This window comes from Sphingomonas sp. SORGH_AS_0950, assembly GCF_030818415.1.
Classification (GTDB): Bacteria; Pseudomonadota; Alphaproteobacteria; order Sphingomonadales; family Sphingomonadaceae; genus Sphingomonas.
The window spans coordinates 787,144-807,114 of sequence record NZ_JAUTAE010000001.1 but is presented as its reverse complement, the minus strand read 5'-3'; the positions used below and the strand labels follow the sequence as shown (position 1 = coordinate 807,114).

Annotated in this window: 12 protein-coding genes and 1 tRNA gene; 5 read left to right on the top strand and 8 right to left on the bottom strand. The window is 64.7% G+C overall.

All coding sequences use genetic code 11. From position 1 onward, the window contains the following. Positions 1 to 89: 89 nt before the first annotated feature. The 3 genes from QE385_RS03305 to QE385_RS03295 all read left to right on the top strand — a co-directional run bounded on the left by QE385_RS03305 (position 90) and on the right by QE385_RS03295 (position 9,011). Entirely contained in the window at positions 90 to 5,237 is a 5,148-nt protein-coding gene (locus tag QE385_RS03305) for a hypothetical protein (RefSeq protein ID WP_307099052.1), read from the top strand. 250 nt (positions 5,238 to 5,487) lie between these two features. Then, positions 5,488 to 7,623: a type I secretion system permease/ATPase gene (locus QE385_RS03300; RefSeq protein ID WP_307099051.1), complete on the top strand. Its 2,136-nt coding sequence runs from the start codon at positions 5,488 to 5,490 to the stop codon at positions 7,621 to 7,623. Next, entirely contained in the window at positions 7,620 to 9,011 is a 1,392-nt protein-coding gene (locus tag QE385_RS03295; protein ID WP_307099049.1) for an HlyD family type I secretion periplasmic adaptor subunit, read from the top strand. The genes QE385_RS03300 and QE385_RS03295 overlap by 4 nt, the downstream gene beginning before the upstream one ends. 16 nt (positions 9,012 to 9,027) lie before the next feature. Here QE385_RS03295 and QE385_RS03290 read toward each other — a convergent pair whose 3' ends face one another. From QE385_RS03290 to QE385_RS03280, 3 genes are read right to left on the bottom strand one after another with little or no spacing between them, the layout of a single operon-like run. After that, on the bottom strand, positions 9,028 to 10,089 hold the full coding sequence (locus QE385_RS03290) for an acyltransferase (protein ID WP_307099047.1): 1,062 nt from the start codon (positions 10,087 to 10,089) through the stop codon (positions 9,028 to 9,030). Between the two features lie 27 nt (positions 10,090 to 10,116). Then, positions 10,117 to 11,463 (bottom strand): hypothetical protein, encoded by a 1,347-nt coding sequence (locus QE385_RS03285; RefSeq protein ID WP_307099045.1) that lies wholly within the window; start codon positions 11,461 to 11,463, stop codon positions 10,117 to 10,119. Next, positions 11,464 to 12,585, bottom strand: coding sequence for an acyltransferase (locus tag QE385_RS03280; protein ID WP_307099044.1), 1,122 nt, complete (start codon positions 12,583 to 12,585; stop codon positions 11,464 to 11,466). It abuts the gene before it with no gap. Between the two features lie 323 nt (positions 12,586 to 12,908). On the opposite strand from QE385_RS03280, the gene QE385_RS03275 reads away from it, so the two are divergent. Further along, positions 12,909 to 14,213, top strand: coding sequence for a lipopolysaccharide biosynthesis protein (locus tag QE385_RS03275; protein ID WP_307099042.1), 1,305 nt, complete (start codon positions 12,909 to 12,911; stop codon positions 14,211 to 14,213). A gap of 142 nt (positions 14,214 to 14,355) precedes the next feature. Next, positions 14,356 to 14,429, top strand: a tRNA-Gly gene (locus QE385_RS03270). Between the two features lie 202 nt (positions 14,430 to 14,631). Here the strand turns inward: QE385_RS03270 and QE385_RS03265 are convergent. From QE385_RS03265 to QE385_RS03245, 5 genes are all read right to left on the bottom strand, one after another. Next, positions 14,632 to 15,606, bottom strand: coding sequence for a DUF6607 family protein (locus tag QE385_RS03265; RefSeq protein WP_307099039.1), 975 nt, complete (start codon positions 15,604 to 15,606; stop codon positions 14,632 to 14,634). Positions 15,607 to 15,619: 13 nt separating this feature from the next. Further along, on the bottom strand, positions 15,620 to 17,773 hold the full coding sequence (locus QE385_RS03260) for a TonB-dependent hemoglobin/transferrin/lactoferrin family receptor (RefSeq protein ID WP_307099037.1): 2,154 nt from the start codon (positions 17,771 to 17,773) through the stop codon (positions 15,620 to 15,622). A gap of 246 nt (positions 17,774 to 18,019) precedes the next feature. Continuing rightward, positions 18,020 to 18,655 carry a L,D-transpeptidase family protein gene (locus tag QE385_RS03255; protein ID WP_307099035.1) on the bottom strand — a complete coding sequence of 212 codons (636 nt, stop codon included), beginning with the start codon at positions 18,653 to 18,655 and terminating at the stop codon, positions 18,020 to 18,022. A gap of 35 nt (positions 18,656 to 18,690) precedes the next feature. Beyond that, positions 18,691 to 19,671, bottom strand: a complete 981-nt coding sequence (gene dmeF, locus QE385_RS03250; protein ID WP_307099032.1) for a CDF family Co(II)/Ni(II) efflux transporter DmeF — start codon at positions 19,669 to 19,671, stop codon at positions 18,691 to 18,693. A 19-nt stretch (positions 19,672 to 19,690) separates the two neighbouring features. Then, complete coding sequence (locus tag QE385_RS03245; RefSeq protein ID WP_307099030.1) at positions 19,691 to 19,966, bottom strand: metal/formaldehyde-sensitive transcriptional repressor; 276 nt, start codon at positions 19,964 to 19,966, stop codon at positions 19,691 to 19,693. Between the last annotated feature and the right edge of the window lie 5 nt (positions 19,967 to 19,971).

Sequence of the window (19,971 nt, the reverse complement as noted above, 5' to 3'; positions counted from 1 at the left end):
CTTAAAATTGGTTTAGCTATTCCGATTAGAGATTCGGCCACGGATGGACTCCGATATTGGGGACCGAACCTAATCGGAGTTCCAAGCCCGTGGCTGCTCAACCTGCTTCCGTTTCTGCCTTTCTTTCGACGCTGGGCGTAAACGCCCATGCGGGCAGCGCGAACGGTGCCTATGCGAATTCCAGCATGGTGCTAAGCGCGCTGAATTACCTTGGGATCAGCACGGTTCGTGATCATTTCACGAACCTGGGCACCGGCGGCGCCGCGGTCGGCGCGATGGCCGCGGCCGGTATCAAGTTCGATTTCGTGGCGTCGTCCGATCTGCCTGCCAAGGGCGATGCGGGGATGGCGGACTATGTCGCCGGACTGAAGGCGTTCCAGAGCAAATATGCGGGCAGCATCTTTGCGATCGAAGGGCTGAATGAAGTCAACATTCAGGCTTTCAACTACAAGGGCAGCGGCGATCTGGCGGCTGCGGCGGCCTATCAGAAGGCATTGTACGGCGCCGTGAAGGGCGACTCCGCCCTGTCCGGCATTCCGGTCATCAACCTGTCGATCGGTCTTGAGAGCAGCTCGGCCTATGCCGCCATCGGCAATCTGGGGGCCTATGCCGATTACGGCAACGCCCATGCCTATACCGCGACGGGGTGGCAGTCGGACAAGGTCATGGAAGCGTCGATGGCGCGCGCGGCGGGCGCGGCCAAGGGCGATCCGGTCATCGTCACCGAAACGGGCTATACGACCCTCAAGAGCGACACCGGTCTGGGCGTCAACGAGAGCGCGCAGGCCAAATTGACGTTGAACGCGGTTCTGCATGCGTATGAGAACGGCTCGAGCAAGACATTTCTTTACGAACTTTTTGACAGCAGCCTGGAGCCGACGGGTCCGGCGCGGGAATTCAACTTCGGCCTGTTCAAGACGGACGGCACTCCCAAGCAGGCGGCCGTTGCCCTGCACAACCTGACCAGCATCCTGGCCTATACCGATGCCGGGACCGGCACGGCGGCCAGCGCCGCGACCGCCTATACGCTGAAGGATATGCCCGCCGATGGGCATTCGATGGCGATGACCAAGGGCAATGGCGCCTACGACCTGGTGCTGTGGCGCGACGTTAAGATGTGGGACAGCGCCAGCCAGACCGAAACGACGACCGCGCCGCGTTCGATGACCATCGATCTTGGCGGGGTGCAGAAGACCGTCTATGTCTATGATCCGCTGAACGGCACGACGCCGATCGCGACCTATACGAATGTCAGCTCGATCACCGTCGCCATGGGCGACCGGCCGCTGATCGTCGAGGTTGGCGCCAAGGGCGCCTATACCGAGGTCAAGCCCAGCGTCGCGCCCGACCTGACCCTGACGGCGGAAGCCTTTGTCGCGCAGATCGACAAGCTCGCGGTGTCGACCGGGCTCAACAGCGTCACGCTGACCGGCTCCTCGGTGCTGCAGGTCGCGTCGGACGCGACGATGAAGTACATGGTCGCCAATTACGGCTCGGTCCTGTCCAAGGTGAAGGGCAGCTATTCCTTCCAGGTCACGCAGACCGGAGACAATTGGAAGGAAGAGCGCAGCTTCGACAGCGCGGGCAAGCTCACCGGCACGGTGGATTATGGCTATTCGGCCGGTGTCCTCGCCAATGTCCACAGCGAACTGGCCGACGGGACGGTCAGCGATCGGACCTATAATGGCGGCAAGCTGGCGCAGGTGACCACGCTGGCGCCTGGTGGGCTGCGCACGACGATCACCTATGACGTGGCGACGGGCAAGCCCACCGCAATGTCCGAGGTTACGTCGTCGTCCACGACGTACAGCGTCTATAAGAACGGGATCTTGTCGGCCCGGACGATCAATGCCGCCGACAAGAGCAGCGAAGTAGACAGCTACGACTCGACCGGCAGGCTGACCACGACCGTCCGCGTCGATACGGCCGGTGTCTGGACGACGACGAACCTGGATGCCGTTGGCAAGGCGACGCGCGTCTTCATCGAACGGCCGGACGGCACCGGCGAGAACACCACCTATGGTATCACCGGCCAGGCCTGGACCACCCAGCGCCAGGTGACGGCCGCGGGCGGACGGGTCACGCTTGTCGAGCGTATCCGCGCCGATGGCAGTTTCGTCAGCACGGAACGTTATCCGGGCGACGGCAGCAGCGTCGTGACCAGCTTCGACAGCCGTGGTGTCAGGCAGCAGGAGGTCAGCGTCTCGGCCAAGGGGGATCGGACGACGCTGGTCTATGATACGGCCAGCGGCAATGTGAAGACCCGTGTCGACCAGACGACGGCCGGGACCACCACGATCACCTATAGCGGCGGCGCGATGACCGACCGCACGCTGGTCCGCGCGGACGGCAGCCGCCAGTCGGAGACCTTCTCGAACGGCGTCTGCATCCGCCTCGTCGAAGTGGCGGCCGACGCGACCTTTACCACGCGGCTATTCGATCCGGTGTCGGGCAAGCCGACGAAGATCTATGTCACCAGCCCCGACGGCACCAATACGAACACGACCTTCGGCATCACCGGCAAGAGCTATGTGACCGAAGTCCAGATCGTCTCGAAGGCGGGCAAGGTCATGTCCGTCGTGCGCACCCATGCCGATGGAACCTATGACTATACCGACGTCACCGGAAGCGACGGCAGCCATACGCTGACCTATTATAATGCAAGCGGACAGCGCACGAGCACGACGATCATCGCGCCGGACGGCAGCCGCACGACCAAGACCTATGATATGTCCGCAGCTTCGCAGACCGGGCAGACCCCGCAGCTCGTGGAGAGCAACAAGACCACGACCAATGGCGGCACCTCGACGGACGCGGCGCCTGCCGGTTCGGGCACCAGCATCACCTATGCCTATGACGCCAACGGCGTGCGCAAGTCGCAGCTGGCGGTGGACGCCGCGGGCAACAAGACGACCACCACCTATGATACCGCCACGGGCGCGGTGACGGCGGTCTATGCCGCCTATGCCGATGGCAGCGGCGAGACGCGGCTCTATGGGATTACGGGCAAGAGCTGGACGGCCGAGGTTCAGGTCACGAACACCGCCGGCAAGGTGATCGCGCTGACCCGGACCCGCGCCGATGGCAGCGCGGTCTACACCGAACGGCGCGACGGCAACGGCCTGACCGTGACGACCTATGACGCAAAGGGCGGCAAGCAGGTCGAGACGATGACCGCGACCGATGGCGGCCAGACGATCCTCACCTACGCATCCGATGGCCAGCTGACCCAGCGCGTGACCAAGCCCGCAGCGGGCGGTTCGACCACTGCCACGATCTCGTCGGGCATCGTGACCTCGCTGCTGACGGTCGCGCCCGATGGCGCACGCACAACGACCAAATATGACGCGAAGGGCGTGAAGCTGAGCGAGCAGCTGGTCGATGCCGCCAACACATGGACCACGACGAACTACGATGCGAACGGCAATGTCAGCCGCCGCTATGTCAAGCGGGCCGATGGTTCGGGCGACAATTATGCCTGGGGCATCACCGGCCAGACCTATGTCAGCGAGCATCAGACGCTGGATACGCAGGGCAAGGTGATCGGGGTCGAGCGGCGCAACGCTGATGACAGCCTGGCCTATCTCGACCGGCGTCTGGACAATGGCGGGCGCCAGATGACCAGCTTCGACCAGAGCGGCCGGATGACGCAGGATGTCGTCATCGCCGCCGATGGTGGCGAGGTCGTCAAGGACTATGACGTCGCCAGCGGCAAGCTGAAGCGTCAGCTGGACCGGCCGGCGTCGGGCGATGTCATCGTAAGCCAGTTCGACCAGGGCGTGATGGTCAGCCGTCGCAGCCAGCTGGCGACCGGCAATATCGTTCTCGAAACCTTCAACGCCGACGGGTCGTGGTCGGCGGATACGTTGAACAGCGCAGGCTCGAAGATCCAGTCCCAGAGCCGCGACGCATCGAACACCTGGCGCACGACGCTGGTCGATGCGGCGACCGGGCGGCCGACGATGCTGTTCGTCCAGCAGGCGGACGGCACCTCGGAGAACACCGTCTATAATGTCACGGGTCAGAATTATACGACCCAGGTCCAGAAGGTCGACGCCAAGGGCGTGGTCGTGGGGGTGACGCGTCTGGGGTCCGATGGATCGTTGCGCTACACCGAGCAGCGTCGCGCCGATGGCGGCATCGATGCCTCCTATTATGACGGAAAGGGGCGCAAGACCTCCGACGTCACGATCGCGACGTCGGGCGCGCGCGACACGCGCAACTATGACGCGGCCACCGGCACGTTGCTGAACCTGGTCTCCGAGCAGGCCGATGGCGTGACTGCGACGACCTATACCGGCGGCAAGGTCAGCCGCGTCGATTCCAAGGGAAGCGACGGCGCCAAGCGAACCCGCGATTACAATGCCGCCGGAACCCTGGTGTCCGACGTCACGGTCACGGCTGCCGGAGAGTGGACGACGCTGAAGTACGATGCTTCGGGGACGCTGACGACCAAGTACGTGACCCATGCCGACGGTACGGGCGAGAACACCCAATATTATGCCTCGGGTCAACCTTATGCCGAGCAGCTGCAGGTGGTCGATGCTAACGGCAAGGCTGTGGCGGTGTTCCGCTATCGCAGCGACGGCACCCTGTCCTTTACCAGCCAGACGGGCGCCGATGGCCGGACCGAGCTGTACCGCGATGCGCAGGGCCGAGCGACGACCCAGTTGCAGGTCCGCACCAATGGCGACCGGATCGAGACGCAGCTGGATGCCGCCACCGGCACGCCGTTGTCGGCCACCGCGAAGCTGGCCGATGGGACGAACGTGGTCTCGACCTATACGGGCGGTGTTCTGGTCCGCCGCGTGACCCAGACGGCGGGCGGCAGCGCGACGACCGAGACCTTCTCGGCCAGTGGTCACGATACGACCAGGGTCGCGGCCCAGCCCGGTTTCGGTGTGATGGTTTCGGACTCGAAGGGGTGGATCAGCGGCGGCGCGACCGACGACATCCTGCTCGCCGACCGGCGGGACATGGTGCTGACGGGCGGCAGCGGCAGCGACCGGTTCCTGGTCACGCTGGGGGCCAGTGCCACGATCCGAGACTTCGGCGCGGGCCATGACCTGCTCGACCTCAGCGCCTTTGCCAAGTCGGGCTATCAGCCGATGATCTCGCTGGAGGGCGGCAATACGCTGCTCCGTTATGCCGGGGGAGAATCGGTCACGCTGGTCGGCGTCACGCCGGACAAGCTGAACACGAATCAGGCGGCATCGGGGCTGTTCCAGCTCGGCTGACCGCAGCTGGGCGGCCAGAGCGAGGCCCGGACGACGAAGTTCCGTCGTCCGGGCCTTATTTTTGTTCGGCCCATCGACCAGGCGCTGTCGTGACAACGAAAATGTAGGGATTTCACGCTATTGCGGTCGCATCGGATGGTGGTGCCGAGCGGGGTGCAGGCCGCCACGATCCGACCGTCGGAAGCCCGGACAGGGCGGCACCCCGCCGCCCGCCGGTTCCGGCAAGCCATGAGCGGGTGGACGGTCGACAGTGGATTTCAAAACTATTCGTGACGATAGCGGGCTGACGGCGCTCGCCGCGCTATTGGCCATCCATCGCATCGCGGTCGAGCCCGAGCAGCTTCGCCACGGCCTGGGGCATTTCCACAGCCTGACCGGGGACGATCTGGTCCGTCTGGCCAATGGCATGGACGGGGTTCGCGCCAAGACGCGCCGTGCCGACTGGACGGAGCTGGGCCGCATGCCCTTGCCCGTGCTGGGCAACGGCCCGGAGGGCTGGTTCCTGATCGGCCGGATGCAGGGTGAGGAGCTGTTGGTCCAGCGGGCTGGGGCGCCGGTCGTGAAGATCGGCCGCGCCGAGTTCGAGGCGATGTGGTCGGGCGAACTGGTCCTGATCGCCACGCGCGAGAGCGCACGCCTCAACCAGCGCGGCTTCGACATTTCCTGGTTCATTCCGCAGATCGTCCGCTATCGCCGGCTGATCGGTGAGGTGCTGCTGCTGACGCTGGCGCTCAACCTGCTGGGGCTGGCGGCGCCCCTGTTCTTCCAGACGGTGGTGGACAAGGTGCTGGTCCATGGCACCATGTCGACGCTGGCGGTGCTGGCGATCGGGTTCGTCGCGGTGTCCTTCTGGGAAACCGCGTTCGGCTGGCTCCGTACCCGCCTTTATTCCGAAACCAGCCAGAAAATCGATGTCGAGCTCGGTGCGCGGCTGTTCCGCCATCTGCTCCGCCTGCCGCTCGGCTATTTTGAACAGCGCCGGGTCGGCGACACCGCCGCGCGCGTCCGCCAGCTGGAGACGATCCGCGAATTCCTGACCAACGCCTCGTTGACCGTGCTGATCGACCCGGCCTTCGCGCTGGTCTTCCTGGCGGTGATGGCGCTCTATTCGATCAAGCTGTTCCTGATCAGCATCATCGCCATCCCCGCCTATATCGCGGTCGCGGTGCTGGTCACCGGCCCGCTGCGCAACCGCCTGGATGACAAGTTCGAGCGCGGCGCGGCGAACAACGCGCTTCTGGTCGAGACGATCGCGGGCATCCAGACGGTCAAGGCCGCTGCGGTCGAGCCGCAATGGCAGGACAATTGGGAGCGCAAGCTGGCGGGCTATTCCGCCGCCAACCAGCGCGTCATCGACCTGGGCAATAGCGGGTCGCAGGCGATCCAGCTGATCTCCAAGCTGAACCTGGCCGCCATCCTCTATTTCGGGGCGCAGGCGGTGATCGCGCAGGACATGACGGTCGGCGCGCTCGTCGCCTTCAATATGTTCGCGCAGCGCGTGTCGGGTCCGGTCATCCGCATGGCGCAGCTGTGGCAGGAGTTCCAGCAGGTCCGCATCGCGGTCGACCGGCTGGGCGACGTGCTCAACCACCGGGTCGAGCCGGGCAGCGGCAGCCAGACCGCGCTTCCGTCGATCCGGGGCGACGTCCGGTTCGAGCGGGTTCGTTTCCGCTATGGCGATGACGGCCCCTGGACGCTGGAGGATATCGACCTGGCCATTCCGGCGGGCTCCACGCTGGGCATCGTCGGATCGTCGGGCTCGGGCAAGTCGACGCTGACCAAGCTGCTCCAGCGGCTCTATGTCCCGGCGGGGGGCCGCGTCCTGATCGACGGCACCGATGTCGCGCAGATCGATCCGGCCTGGCTGCGGCGGCAGATCGGCGTGGTGTTGCAGGAGAATATCCTGTTCAACCGCACGGTGCGTGAGAATATCGCGCTCGCCAACCCCGCGCTGCCGATGGAGCGGGTGATGGAGGCCGCAGAGCTGGCGGGCGCGCACGAGTTCATCACGCGCCTGCCGCAAGGCTATGACACGATGATCGAGGAGCGCGGCGCCAACCTGTCGGGCGGCCAGCGTCAGCGGCTCGCGATCGCCCGCGCGCTGATCAACCGCCCGCGCATCTTGATCTTCGACGAGGCGACCTCCGCGCTCGACGCCGAGAGCGAGGAGATCATCCAGACCAATCTCAAGCGCATGGCGGCGGGGCGTACCGTCATCATCATCGCCCACCGCCTGTCCGCGATCCGCCAGTGCGACCGCATTGTCGCGCTGGAGCGCGGGCGGCTGGTCGAGACGGGCTCGCATGACGAACTGCTCGCCACCGGCGGGCGCTATGCCGATCTTCACCGACGCCAGATGGGCGTCCTGTATGGAATTGCATCATGAGCACGCTGGCGCAGAACTGGGCGCTCTTTCGCACCGCATGGTCCGAGGATCGTGCCGAGCGGCGCGGGGCGGCCCGCCCCCTCGAACACAGCTTCCTGCCCGCCGCGCTGGAGGTGATCGAGCGGCCGGTATCGCCGACCGCGCGGATCACCGCTTGGCTGCTGATGGGCGGTCTGGCGCTGACCGGCGGCTGGCTGGTGCTGGGCAAGGTCGATGTCGTCGCCTCGGCACAGGGGCGGACGGTCCCGGCGGAGTCGGTCAAGCTCGTGCAGTCGGCGACCGGCGGCATCGTCCGGCGCATCTGGGTGCATGAGGGCGATGTGGTGCGGCGCGGCCAGCCGCTCGTCGATCTGGACCCGACGCTGTCAAGCGCTGACGAGGCACAGGCGCGTCAGGCGCTGCTCGCGGCCGAGATCGATGTCGCGCGCAACGCCGCGATCGTCGACGGCCTGAGCGGCGGGGCAGGGGGCTTCACCGCGCCCGAGGGGACGCCCGCCGATGTCGCCGCGACCCAGCGCCGCCTGGTCGCCGCGCAGATCGCCGGCGCTCGCGCGACCGAGGCGGGACTGGCGGCGGCGCGGCGCTCGGCTTTGTCGGATGCCGAGGCGGCTGCGCAGCAGATGCGCACCTATGCCGCCAACCAGCCGCTGCTCGACCGGCAGGTCCAGGCGGTCGAGACGCTGGCCCAGCGCGGCTATGCATCGGGCATGCGCGTGCTCGAGATGCAACGCCAGCAGCGGGCCGAGGCGGGCAACCGCAACGTCGCCGCCGCCCAGCGCTCACGCGGACTTTCCGAAGCCGGGCGCTATGCCGAGGAACTGGCCCGTTCGCGCGAGCAGGCGCGCCAGATCGCGCTGGCGGACCTGTCCAAGGCGCAGACCGAGGCGATGCAGCGCCGCGAGGAACTGACCAAGGCGCGCCAGCACAGCCGGATGCAGCGGCTGACCGCGCCGGTCGATGGCACGGTGCAGCAGTTGAGCGTCCATACGCTGGGCGGTGTGGTCGAATCGGTCCGGCCGCTGATGGTCGTGGTGCCCAACGGACAGGTCACGGTGGAGGCCAAGCTCCTCAACCGCGACATCGGCTTCGTCCGCGCGGGCCAGTCGGTCGCGGTGAAGCTTGAGGCCTATCCCTTCACCCGCTACGGCACGGTGCCGGGCCATATCCTGTCGGTCAGCCGCGATGCGGTGACCGAGGAGAAAAGCGCGCCCTATTATCTGGCTCGCATCGCGCTCGACCGGCGGACGATCGGGGTGGATGGGCGGCAGGTGCCGCTGACCCCGGGCCTGAGCGCCACGGCGGACATCCGCACCGGTCAGCGGCGCCTGATCGAATATCTGATCGACCCGGTCAGCCGCGACGTATCCGAAGCGGCGCGGGAGCGGTAGGGGATGGGGCGGGGGCCTAAACGGCTTCCCGCCTTTCCGCTCGCGGCGCCCGCCCCCAATAGCGCGGCACGATCAGCCAGGAAAATCGGCTGTTGCTCAACCACTGGCCAGCCACGACGCATATCACCGTGAGGAAGACGGTGACCCCGAGGATGACTCCATTCGCCACGATCGACGATTGATGGATCGCGTCCAGCGGCGGCGCCATGATGCGGATCAGTCCGCCGACCCCGGCGATGATCAGAATGTGGAAGATGTAGAGCGGCAGGGTCTGTTTGCCGACCGATTTGAAAATCCGCATGATCGCCAGTCGGCCGGGGATCATGCCCAGCAAATTGGCGAAGAACCACAGCAATAGTATGGACTTGATAAGTCGAACGCCAGCGGCGTCGGACCCCCAGCTCGCCCAGATGACGAATGTGCACAACAGGCCCGTCAAGAGCAGCCGCACCCCGTTCGCCTGCTGAACGATCCGCTTGTAGATTTCGCCGAAATAGGCCCCCAGCGCGAACCAGATGAAATTGAACAGTATCGGTCCGACCTGGACGTGCCCGAACGTGTTCGTCACCATCGGCTCGACACGCTGTTGCGCGACATTGGATAGCAGCGCCATCGCCAGTGCGACGAGGAGCACCGGCCAGGGATGAGGCCCGATCCGGTTCTTGCACAGGATGATCAGCACGTTGAACAGCGGCAGGCACAGCAGAAACCAGTAGATAGTCGGAATGGCCAAAGCGGTGAGGAACTCACCGACCGTCGGGGCCGTCTCCCCGGTCGCCAGCGTGATCAGGAAGCTGCGCGAGAATAATATGCAGGACCAGAAGAGGTAGATGAACAACAGGCCGACGATGCGGGCGTCGCGCTTCTCGACCGGAGCCTTGTGGATATTCTGCGACAGGATGCCCGAGATCAGGAAGAACAAGGGCATCCGAAGAGGCGCCAGTGCCAGCGCGACATCTTGCAGCAGGAAACGGTCGGGCGAGAATTCGGAAAACCAGTCGCAGACATGGTATAAAACCACACCCACGCCGCAAAATCCACGTCCGGCGTCGATCCAGTCAAGTCGCGGCTTTTGCATCAATCGGCTCGCCGTCGGAAATACATACTACGTCTGTCCGGCAAAATCCGAAGAGGTGTCAGCCTTACCAGAACCACGCCAACTCCTTTTCCATCTGTCACCGCTGATGAACATATTGCTAAACGCATATCCCAGGAACAAGGTTGCAGTCGAAGGACCGTAACATTGCACCGTGACCGCATAAAAATTCAGCGTGGTGAGCAACAAAAGCTTTTCGATATTTTGATTCTTGCCGATCGTGAAATAGGACCCGATGACGAAAACCAAAAACGGCAACCCCATCATGATAAAGGTTGCTACGTAGAAATTGTCAACTGGAACAATAAGATAACCTAATTTGGTATATTCCATCGGATAGGTGAAACAGCCCAGGCCGCACCCGGCGAAGATCGCCGCCGGTGCGTTTTCCGCCAGCCAGGTGAAGGGGAAGATCCATGTGCGGCTGATCCGGTCCTGCATGCTGAAAAGGACGGGGCTGATCTTGGTCAGGTCCATGCCGCCCATCAGCGGCATCAGGATGAATGGGATTGGAATGGTCAGATAGGAGGCGCGAGCCAGAAACTGGGCGACCCGCAGTTCGCGATCCCTTTGAATTTCTACCGCAATATAAATCGCAGAGAAAGCGATGAGGGTCAACAGAGCGGTTTTGCTCGTCGAAAGCTCCACCGCGATATAGAGCGGGATCCACAGCGCGAAGTTGACCATCCGCGGAAAATGGCGGTGCATGACGATATAGGGGATCACCGCCATATAGGCGGCCATGGTCGATTCTCCGGCGAATCCCCCGTACCGGATTTTGCCGCCCGTCCACCAGATTTTGCCGACCTGTTTGACCGCGCCGAAATTGTCGAGATTCTGTCCCAGCCAGGGAAAATCCACATAGGGGGATATCAGCAGGCCGATGGTGGACGCGACGAACAGGGCGGTCAGCGCCCACCGTGCGGGCCATGTTGCCGTCAGCGAACGATCGACCATGACCGCCCCCACGAAGAAGGGCAGGAACAGCTTGATCGACGACACGAAGGCGAACACCGTCGACTGCATGAACACGAGGCCGACGATCGTCGAGAACAGGAAGGAGCAGGTGAGCAGGATCGCATAGGGCGACCGGCGTTGCCATGCGACACGCCATGCGAAATAGAAGAAGATGAACAGGCTGAACAGGTCGGGGATGAACCAGGCCGCGCTCAGGTGAACCAGCGACAGGTAATAGCGTAGCGAGCTGGTCAGCGTATCCCGGAAGAAGAACATGAACGCCACCGCCAGGATCAGCAGATAGGCGCGCTCGCCGATGATCGGCGCTTCGGTCGTCTTGCGCGATGGGGCGGAGCGCCAGCGCCGTATTGGCAGGATTTCGCCGATGGTCGTCGCCATTTACCGAGCTCCCGTTTCAGCTTTTACGATGATGCCCGATCGGCCGGGGGCAGGCTGGCCGTCGCCGCGCCCGGTGCTGCCTTCGCGGCTCCAGCGACGGTTCAACCATCGCAGCATCGGTTTTTCGATGCCGACATGAACGATCGCCGATCCGATCAAGGCGCCGAGAATGACCATCGCCAAGAACAGAGCCGGCGACCGCGCCGAGAGTCCCAGCCGCGCGTCCAGGATCTCGCCGACATGGATCGCGAACGGGTGGGAAAGATACAGCGCATAGGACGCGTTGCCGCCCGCGATCAGCCAGCTTATCCAGCGCGTTCGCCGCTGCGGCTCGAGCCCCAGAACCGAAGCGGTGACGATCATCACGGCGGGCAGCCCTCCGGTAAAGGGTCGGCCGATCGTGTCATAGGCCCCAATCTGATAGAACAGCACCGCCAGTGCAAATCCTGCGCCGACGATCGTCCATGCCAGGGCGCGGGGAATCGACATGCCGCGCAGGAACATATGCGCCACTCCCATGCCCGCCACGAACTCCAGGGTGATCGGCAGGCCCCAGAAACGGATCATGCGCCAATCGGGCGGCGTAGGCGCGGCGATTGCGATCAGGAGCAGCAGAATGCCGACGATCAGCATCAGTCCCCGCCGATAGGGCAGCAGCAACCCCGCAGCAAACACCAGATAGAACATCATCTCGTAATTGAGCGTCCAGCCCAGCGTCAGCAGCGGCGTGCAATAGAGGTCGCAGGTCGGTCCCGGCAGGAACAGATAGGAGAAGACGATCCGTATCGTGCTGGGCAGCGGCACGTGCAGCACCAGCCCCATGACCAGGGTCAGCGTGGTGAACAGGTAATAGAGCGGCACCACCCGAATGACCCGGCGGCGCAAGAAGTCGGCGGCGACGCCCGGCACCCCGAACCGATCATGCATCATATAATACATGACGAAACCCGAGATGACGAAGAAGATGTCGACGCCCAGTCCCCAATCGAGGGGGACGACCGACCAGGGGCGGGGGGGGGCGCCGGTCAGCTTGACCAGCGCCTGCTGCGCGTGACCGCACAAGACCAGGAATGCTGCGACGAAGCGCAGGACCTGTAGTGAATCGACCCGTTGGGAACGCATCAGAGTTCACTCTCCCGCTTCGTAACACCACAAGACGGGTCTGCCTCCGCTGTGCGACGAAACCCATTCCGTCAAATGCCTTAGCGCATGCAATATGCCGGGGTATATGCCGATCGCCATTATTTGAGGGACAGATTGTCCCTTTTTTAACCCTTGCGCAGAGGCACCCTCTTCCCGCATTGGGACATCATGCTGCGCTGCATCAACGTCCCGGTCCGGCCAGCGGCCCGTCTGCGAGACGGTGGCCCTTCACGCCCGAACGTCATGTCCCGGAGTGCAATCCCCGTGGTCAGGACGGCAGAAACAGGATAGGTCCCGAACGAATGGCCGCACTCCTTTCTCGCCTGATGCGCAGCGGTTTCGTCAGCATGGGAATCCGTGCGGCAACGCTGTTCTTCCGCTTCGCGCTGTCCTTCTATGTGGTCAGCTATCTCGGACTGGAGGCGGCCGGCGTCTATGGCCTGGCGATCGGTGCGATCGGCATCGTGCCGGCCTTGCTGGGTTGGGGACTGAACTATTTCGTGTCGCGCGATGTCGTCGGCATGACCCCGGATGGGGCCGCGCCGCTGGTGCGCGATCGCCTGACCGTGACCTTGGTGTCGCTGGCCCTGGGCACGGCCGTCGCCATTCCCGTGATCGTCGCGCAGACCGGCGGGGTGTCAACCGTTTATATGCTGATCCTCGCGCTCCTGTGGCTCGAAACCTTGGCGCTTGACGTGTATATGCCGCTGGTCGGGCTTCAGATGGCCTTGCAGGCCAATATTCTGGTCCTTGTGCGGTCTGCCCTGTGGATTCCGGTGGCGGTGGGGCTGGGCATGGTGTCGCCGACGTTCCGCAATCTGGAAACCGTCTTCGCGAGCTGGATCGTCAGCCATTTCATGGCGATCGCCCTGCTGTTCGTCTTTCTGCGCCACTGGCCGGTGCGCGCCGCGCTTTCCAAGCGGCTCGACCGCGCGGGGATGTGGCTGCGCATTCGTAACGGATGGTATATCTATCTCAGCGACCTCGGGCTCGTGGGCCTCAGCTATGCCGATCGTTTCATCCTGAACGCCATGCTGGGGCTCGCGGCGACCGGCATCTACAGCTTCTACTGGTCGATCACCAATGCGCTCTACACGCTTTTGAGCACCGCGGTCGTCCAGCTGGCATTGCCCCGCATGGTGCTGGTGCTGCGCCAGCGCGGAATGGAGGAGTGGCTGGCGGCGTTGCGTCGCGAGGTTCTCAAGGTCCTGGCGTTCGCCGCCGTCCTGAGCGTCGTTATCTTCCTGGCGACCGAGGCGATCATCCGCTTCGCGCCGCCGGGGCGCTTCCCGGTGGCCCGCCCGCTGCTGATCCTCATGCTGATCGCGGCGGTCCTGCGAGCCTGTGGCGACCTGCTGAGCGTCGGACTGACCAGCGCGGGCAAGGATCGCGTCTATGCCATCACCAATGTCGGCGGCGTGCTGTTGACGGTGCTTCTGAGTTCGCTGAGCCTCTGGCTGTTCGGCCTGATCGGCGCAGGCATTTCGGCTGTCGGGACGGCACTGGCCCTGTGCGTCGTGCGAATCCTCTATCTGCGCACCCTGCCGAAGCGCAATCCACCCGCCAAGGCGGGGCGGCGTGACGAAACCGGTACCGCCGCGCAATGACGGAATGAAGAAAACGGCATCCGGGTGCTTGCCAAGGGAGGCGCACTTTTATAGTGGGCTTACACCATGTCGGAATTCCAACGGAACGGAAGTTGGAACGACGAACGGCAAAGCGCGGTTTTTCCAGTAAACTGGGCGCGATGCGGGTGTAGCTCAATGGTAGAGCAGAAGCTTCCCAAGCTTACGACGAGGGTTCGATTCCCTTCACCCGCTCCAATCTGAAATGAAGGTCCCGCTCGGCAGATTTCCGATCGCCGGACGATGATCGCCGCAACGCGGCCCTGAACCCCCGAAATTCCACGACGCACGCTTCGGCTGACAAAGGCCATGCCGCCGAACCGTCCGACCCGCCGGTCGGCAAACCGGCGGGTCGTGATCGACGGCAAAATGCGAACGGTCCCGAAACCCCGTCAGCCGATCACCCGATCCGCTTCGTATGCCCGTCGATCAGCGCGATGGCCTCGGCCGTTCCGGCGGCGTTGGTGATCTTGCCCGCCTGGATTTCGTCGGCGATCGTCAGCAGGCGGCCGCTGATCACGGTGCCGGTTTCGGGCTCTTCCTGGATCGCGATCCCGCCCTTCGTGTCGGCGACCCTTTGCCATGCGGCCCGCACCGCCGCCCAATAGTCGCTGGTCTTCGCCCAATAGGTGTCGGCGGCCTTCACGTCATAGCCGTCGAAGCGTTCATAGCTGTTCAGCACCGATTCCTGGACGATGGGGACGAGCTTGCCGTCCTTCAGGCCCATCTTCGTATTGTCCTGCCAATGGATCCAGCCGGTCGGGGTCGGCTGGTGCCGGTTGATCGCATAATAGCGGTCATAGACCGGATGGCGGACCGCATCGCGGCGGGCGAGGGGGCGCCAGGTCCAGTTCGACCGCCAGCGCCGGACTCCGGCTTGCGTCTCGAACTGGCCCCATCCGGCATAGCGCGGGCTGTCGTCGACCTGATAGACGGTCTGCGACCAGCGTCCGGCGCGCATCCGCTCGGGCACGGCCTCCCACACCCACCGGCCCGGACCCGCATAGACCAGCACGCGGGACGGTTGATAATCCCAATCCTGCCGCCAATGCTTGATGACATGGGTCTTGCCGCCATGCTCGACGACCAGAAGATGCTGGAGCGCGATATGGTCGGGCGTGTCCTCGATCACGCGGACCACTTCGTTGCCGCCGGAAATCTTGCGCTCCAACGGAACATAGTCCGCCGCCCAGGGCGTGGTTTCCTGCATGTCGAAGCGGACCTTGTAATCGCCCGCCATCGCCAGAATCTCGGCCCGGTCGGCGGCCTTGGCGGCCTGGGCCTCGGCCATGGTCTGCTTCACCGGGCCATCGGCATGAGCGGGAACGGGGAGCAGCGCGAGCGCGGCCAGCATCAGCATCGGACGGTTCATCATCGGGTCAGTCCTTTCAGAAGCGCAAGGAGAGCGACGCGCTGGCGTTGCGCCCCGGCTGGGTGAAGGCGGCGGGGGGCACATCGGCGGCGCCGGTGGGGAGGGGGCGCGGCACCGACAGGCCGCGCACATCGGACCACCAGGCATAGGTGGCGTTGGTCAGGTTGAAGATGCCCGCGCGCATGGTCAGCGTGTCGGTCAGCTTCGCGAACAGCGTCGCGTCGAGGATCGTGAAGGCGGCCGGCCGGAAGCATGTGGTCGAGCACAGGCCGGTGGTGTCCCGTGCCGCCTTTTGCGCGCTGTGGGTCATCACGACCTGACCGCCGAAGCGCCCCTGGCCGGGTTCGCGCCAGCCCACCCCCATCACCAGCTTGAGCGGGTCGATCGTCGCCAGCGGCTTGCGGGTGCCGTCGGCGGCGATCTGGTCCCCTTGCGAATAGGAGATGGCGAGCTGGCCCGTCAGGCCGTTGCGGGCCCGCCCCTCGAACCGGGCTTCGGCGCCTTTCACCCTCGCGCGGTCGAGATTGATGAACTGGTACAGCGCGGGATCGCTGGGGGTGAAGCGGCCGCCCACCACCTCCTGGCTGATGAAGTCGCGGTAATCGGCGCGAAAGACGCTCGCCGACAGGTCCACGGCATCGCTGTTCAGCCGCAATCCGGCCTCGACCGCCTCGCTCGTCTCCGGGCGAAGGTTCGGATTGGGGATCGAGGTATAGCCGAAGGCGAGGTTGGAGAAGAACTGGTTGATCTGCCCCGGCTCGGGCGCGCGGAAGCCACGGGCGTAGCTGGCGAACAGTCGCACCATGGGGGTGAGCGTGACGACCGCGCCGATGCGCGGGCTGACCCGGTCGGCCGATTGCCCGGCGCCGGTGAATTGCGGCAACAGGGGATCGCGCCGGGGCGACAGGCGATACCAGTCATAGCGCAGCGCCGGGTGCAGCGTCACCGGCCCGATGCCGATCGCGTCCCCGACAAAGGCCCCGGCCAGGGTGAAGTCGGTCGTCGGAAAGGCGCGGGTCGGGAATGTCTCGCCCGAGGGCGGCACGGTGCCGTCGCGGACGCCCCGCTGGCGCAGCACGCTGACATCGGCGCCTGTCACCAGCCGGTGGGTGATCGCCCCCGTCGAGAAGCCGAGCCGGACCTCGCCCGAGCCGCCATAGACCCGGTTCTCCAGCGTGTTGAGCCGGGTGCGATCGGCCAGCGTCCGGCGGTCCTCGGCGCTGAACTGGCGATCCTCGGCATTCTGGACATAGGCGGCGGCGCGCGCGAACTCGATCAGGCCGGTCCCGTCATAGGTCCAGTCGAGCGTGCCGCGCCAGCGCTCGGCGGTATCGCGGGCCTGCAACCCGGCGACGCTGGTGTTGATCCCGGTGAGCACGTCGGTGGCGACGCGGTTGCCGAGATACTCGCCGGTCGCGCGCAGGCGGTGGCCTGGCGCGACGTTCCAGACCAGCTTGCCCAGCAGGGCATTGGAGTGGCCATCCTGCGGATTGGGCGCGGTGCGGGTGACGCCGGTGCCCTCGACATCGCCCCGGTTCTTCAGTTCGGAAAAGTCGCGCCGGGTATAGGCGAGCATGGCCGACACCGCGCCCGATCGGCCCGCGACGATCCCCGACTGGGTGAACTCCTCGTCCGCCGAATTATACTGGGTGCGCAGCGATCCGCCGAAGGATTTGTCGCCCAGAATGTCGGCGGGATCGCTGGTGACGAAGCTGACCGCACCCGCCAGCCCGTCGCTGCCATAGAGCGCCGAGGCGGGGCCGCGCAGGAACTCGACCGACTTGATCAGGCCGATGTCGACATAGTCGCCGCGCCCGGCATCCTGCGCCCCGAAGCTAAAGCCGTAGGGCACGCGTACGCCGTCGACTTGGATCAGCACGCGATTGCCGCCGATGCCGCGGATGACGAAGCCTTCATTGCCCGCTCGTCCGGTCGATCCCGATGCGGCGCCGAAGCGGGTGGGCGCGCGGCGGACGCTGACGCCCGGTTCGAAGCGGACCAGATCCTTGATGTCGGTCGCCAGTTCGTCGGCGATGGTCTCGGCGCGTTTGACCGAAATGGTGACCGGCGCGTCCTGCGCCTCGATCGGCGCGCGGGTCGCCGTCACGACGATATCGCGCTGTTCGGTCTTTTCGTCAGCCTTTTCCCCGGGTTCCCCGATCGCAGCCATTACGGCGAGCGCCAGAAGCATATGACCCCTTTCATCTATTGCCTATCACTCGCAATAAGACGCTAAGGTGCAATTCTCAATGGAAAAATGCACATGACTCGCATTAGGTTCTACGAGCTAATGCTAAGGGCGGTGCGTCATTGGTCGGACCGACTCGACTTCTCATCCTGCTTTTTGAGATGAGGTTTGGCGTACAAGGTACTGAAATAGATATGATTTAACGCGGGCCATGTGCGAAATGCGTCTTTACCCGACGATGCTCTGTCCCATGGCGAGCCGCTTGCCATTGGTGACGATCACCCGGTCGCCGATCCGTGTCGCCGCGAACAATTTGCGCGCAAAGGCGGTGGGCACGCCGACGCAGCCATGGGTCGCATAGCCATAACGCACATCGCTGCCATGGATCGCCACGCCGTCGCGGGTCAGCCGCAACATATAGGGCATGGGCGCATCATAGAGGTTGGACACATGGTCGGCGTCCTTCTCCAGGATGGGAAAGACACCGAGCGGAGTTGGCATATTGTCCGCGCCATAGATGATGGCCGCAGTGCCGATCTCATAGCCGTCGCGAAAGATCGACACGACCTGCGCGGCTAGGTCGACGGTAATCACCACCGGCCCCTGCGGCGCGCCACTCTCGTCCCACACGAAGTCGCCATGGTGCAGCGGTGCCTTCAGGTCGAGAATGCGGCGCACGACGAAAGGCGCGGGCGAGGGGCTAGGGGAGGGAGAGGGCGCGGGGGGACGGGTAGCCGCCGTTTGTGGCGCCGCCGCGACCTTCGACCGCGTGGCGTCCGCATCGGCGGAATGCCGGATCAGCATCACGCCGCCACCCAGGGCACCGATCAGAATCGCACCGGCCAGAAGCTGCATGGGGCGCATGGACAGCGCTTTAGCAGAATGGCTTCAACGAAGCGTTACCGGATTTCGATGGTCACATGGCCGACTGCGGGCATGCCATCCAGGCGGCGATAGACCTCCGCACAGTCCAGCGTGGTGCCGATCCCCTCGATCGACAGGACGACGGCATGGGCGGTCGGGCCGATCCGCCAGATATGGAAGTCATGGATGCGCGTATCGCCGGACGCCTCGATCCGCTCGCGCACTTCGGCGGCCAGCTTGGGATCGGCAGCGTCGAGCAGCACGGCCGAGGCCTGTCGCATCAGCCCGACCGCCCAGTTGGCGATGACCAGCGCGCCCAACAGGCCGACCGCCGGGTCGAGCCAGACCCAACCCAGATAGCGGCCCGCGACCAGCGCGACGATTGCCATGACCGAGGTCAGCGCATCGGCAAGGATATGGATATAGGCCGCGCGCATATTGGTGTCGCCGCCATGCCGGTCATGGGCATGGCCGTGATGATGCCCGTGATGATGGCCGTGGTCATGCCCATGCCCATGCCCATGCCCATGGCTGTGCCCGTGTCCGTGATCATGCCCGTGCCCACCGGCCAGCATCCACGCGCTGATCAGGTTGATCGCCAGGCCCAGCACCGCGACCAATATGGCATCGCGAAACGCGACCGGATGCGGATCGCCCAGCCGGACGACGGACTCATAGGCGATGCCCAGCGACACGATGCCCAGCACCATGGCCGATCCGAACCCCGCCAGTTCGCCGACCTTGCCCGTGCCCCAGCTGTAACGGGGATTGGCGACATGCTTCTTGGCATAGGAATAGGCGAGCGCGGCGATCCCCAGCGCGCCGACATGCGTCGCCATGTGAAAGCCGTCCGCCAGCAACGCCATCGATCCGGTCAGATAGCCCGCGACGATCTCCGCGACCATCATTCCGGCCGATAGCCAGACGACCGCCCGCGTCCGCCGGGCATTCTCGTCATGGGCATGGCCCAAATAATCATGGCTGTGGGCGGTCACGGTCGGGTCCTTCGGCAGCATCGGGTCACGGGATGGGAACTCAGCGGAAATGGCGGCGAAGCAGCTTGGCCAGCTCGGTGGCGGCGGCGGTCCGCTCGGCGTCGCCCAGATCGGGGGCGGCGACATGCGCGTGGAGATGATCCTCGACCAGCTCGTCCATCAACCCGGCCACCGCACCCCGCACCGCCGCCACCAGATGAAGCGTCTCGGCACAATCGGCATCCGCCGTCACCGATCGCTCGATCGCCGCGACCTGCCCCGCGATGCGGCGGACGCGCGCGACGATCTTTTCCTTGCTGGTGGTGACATGCGCCATAACGC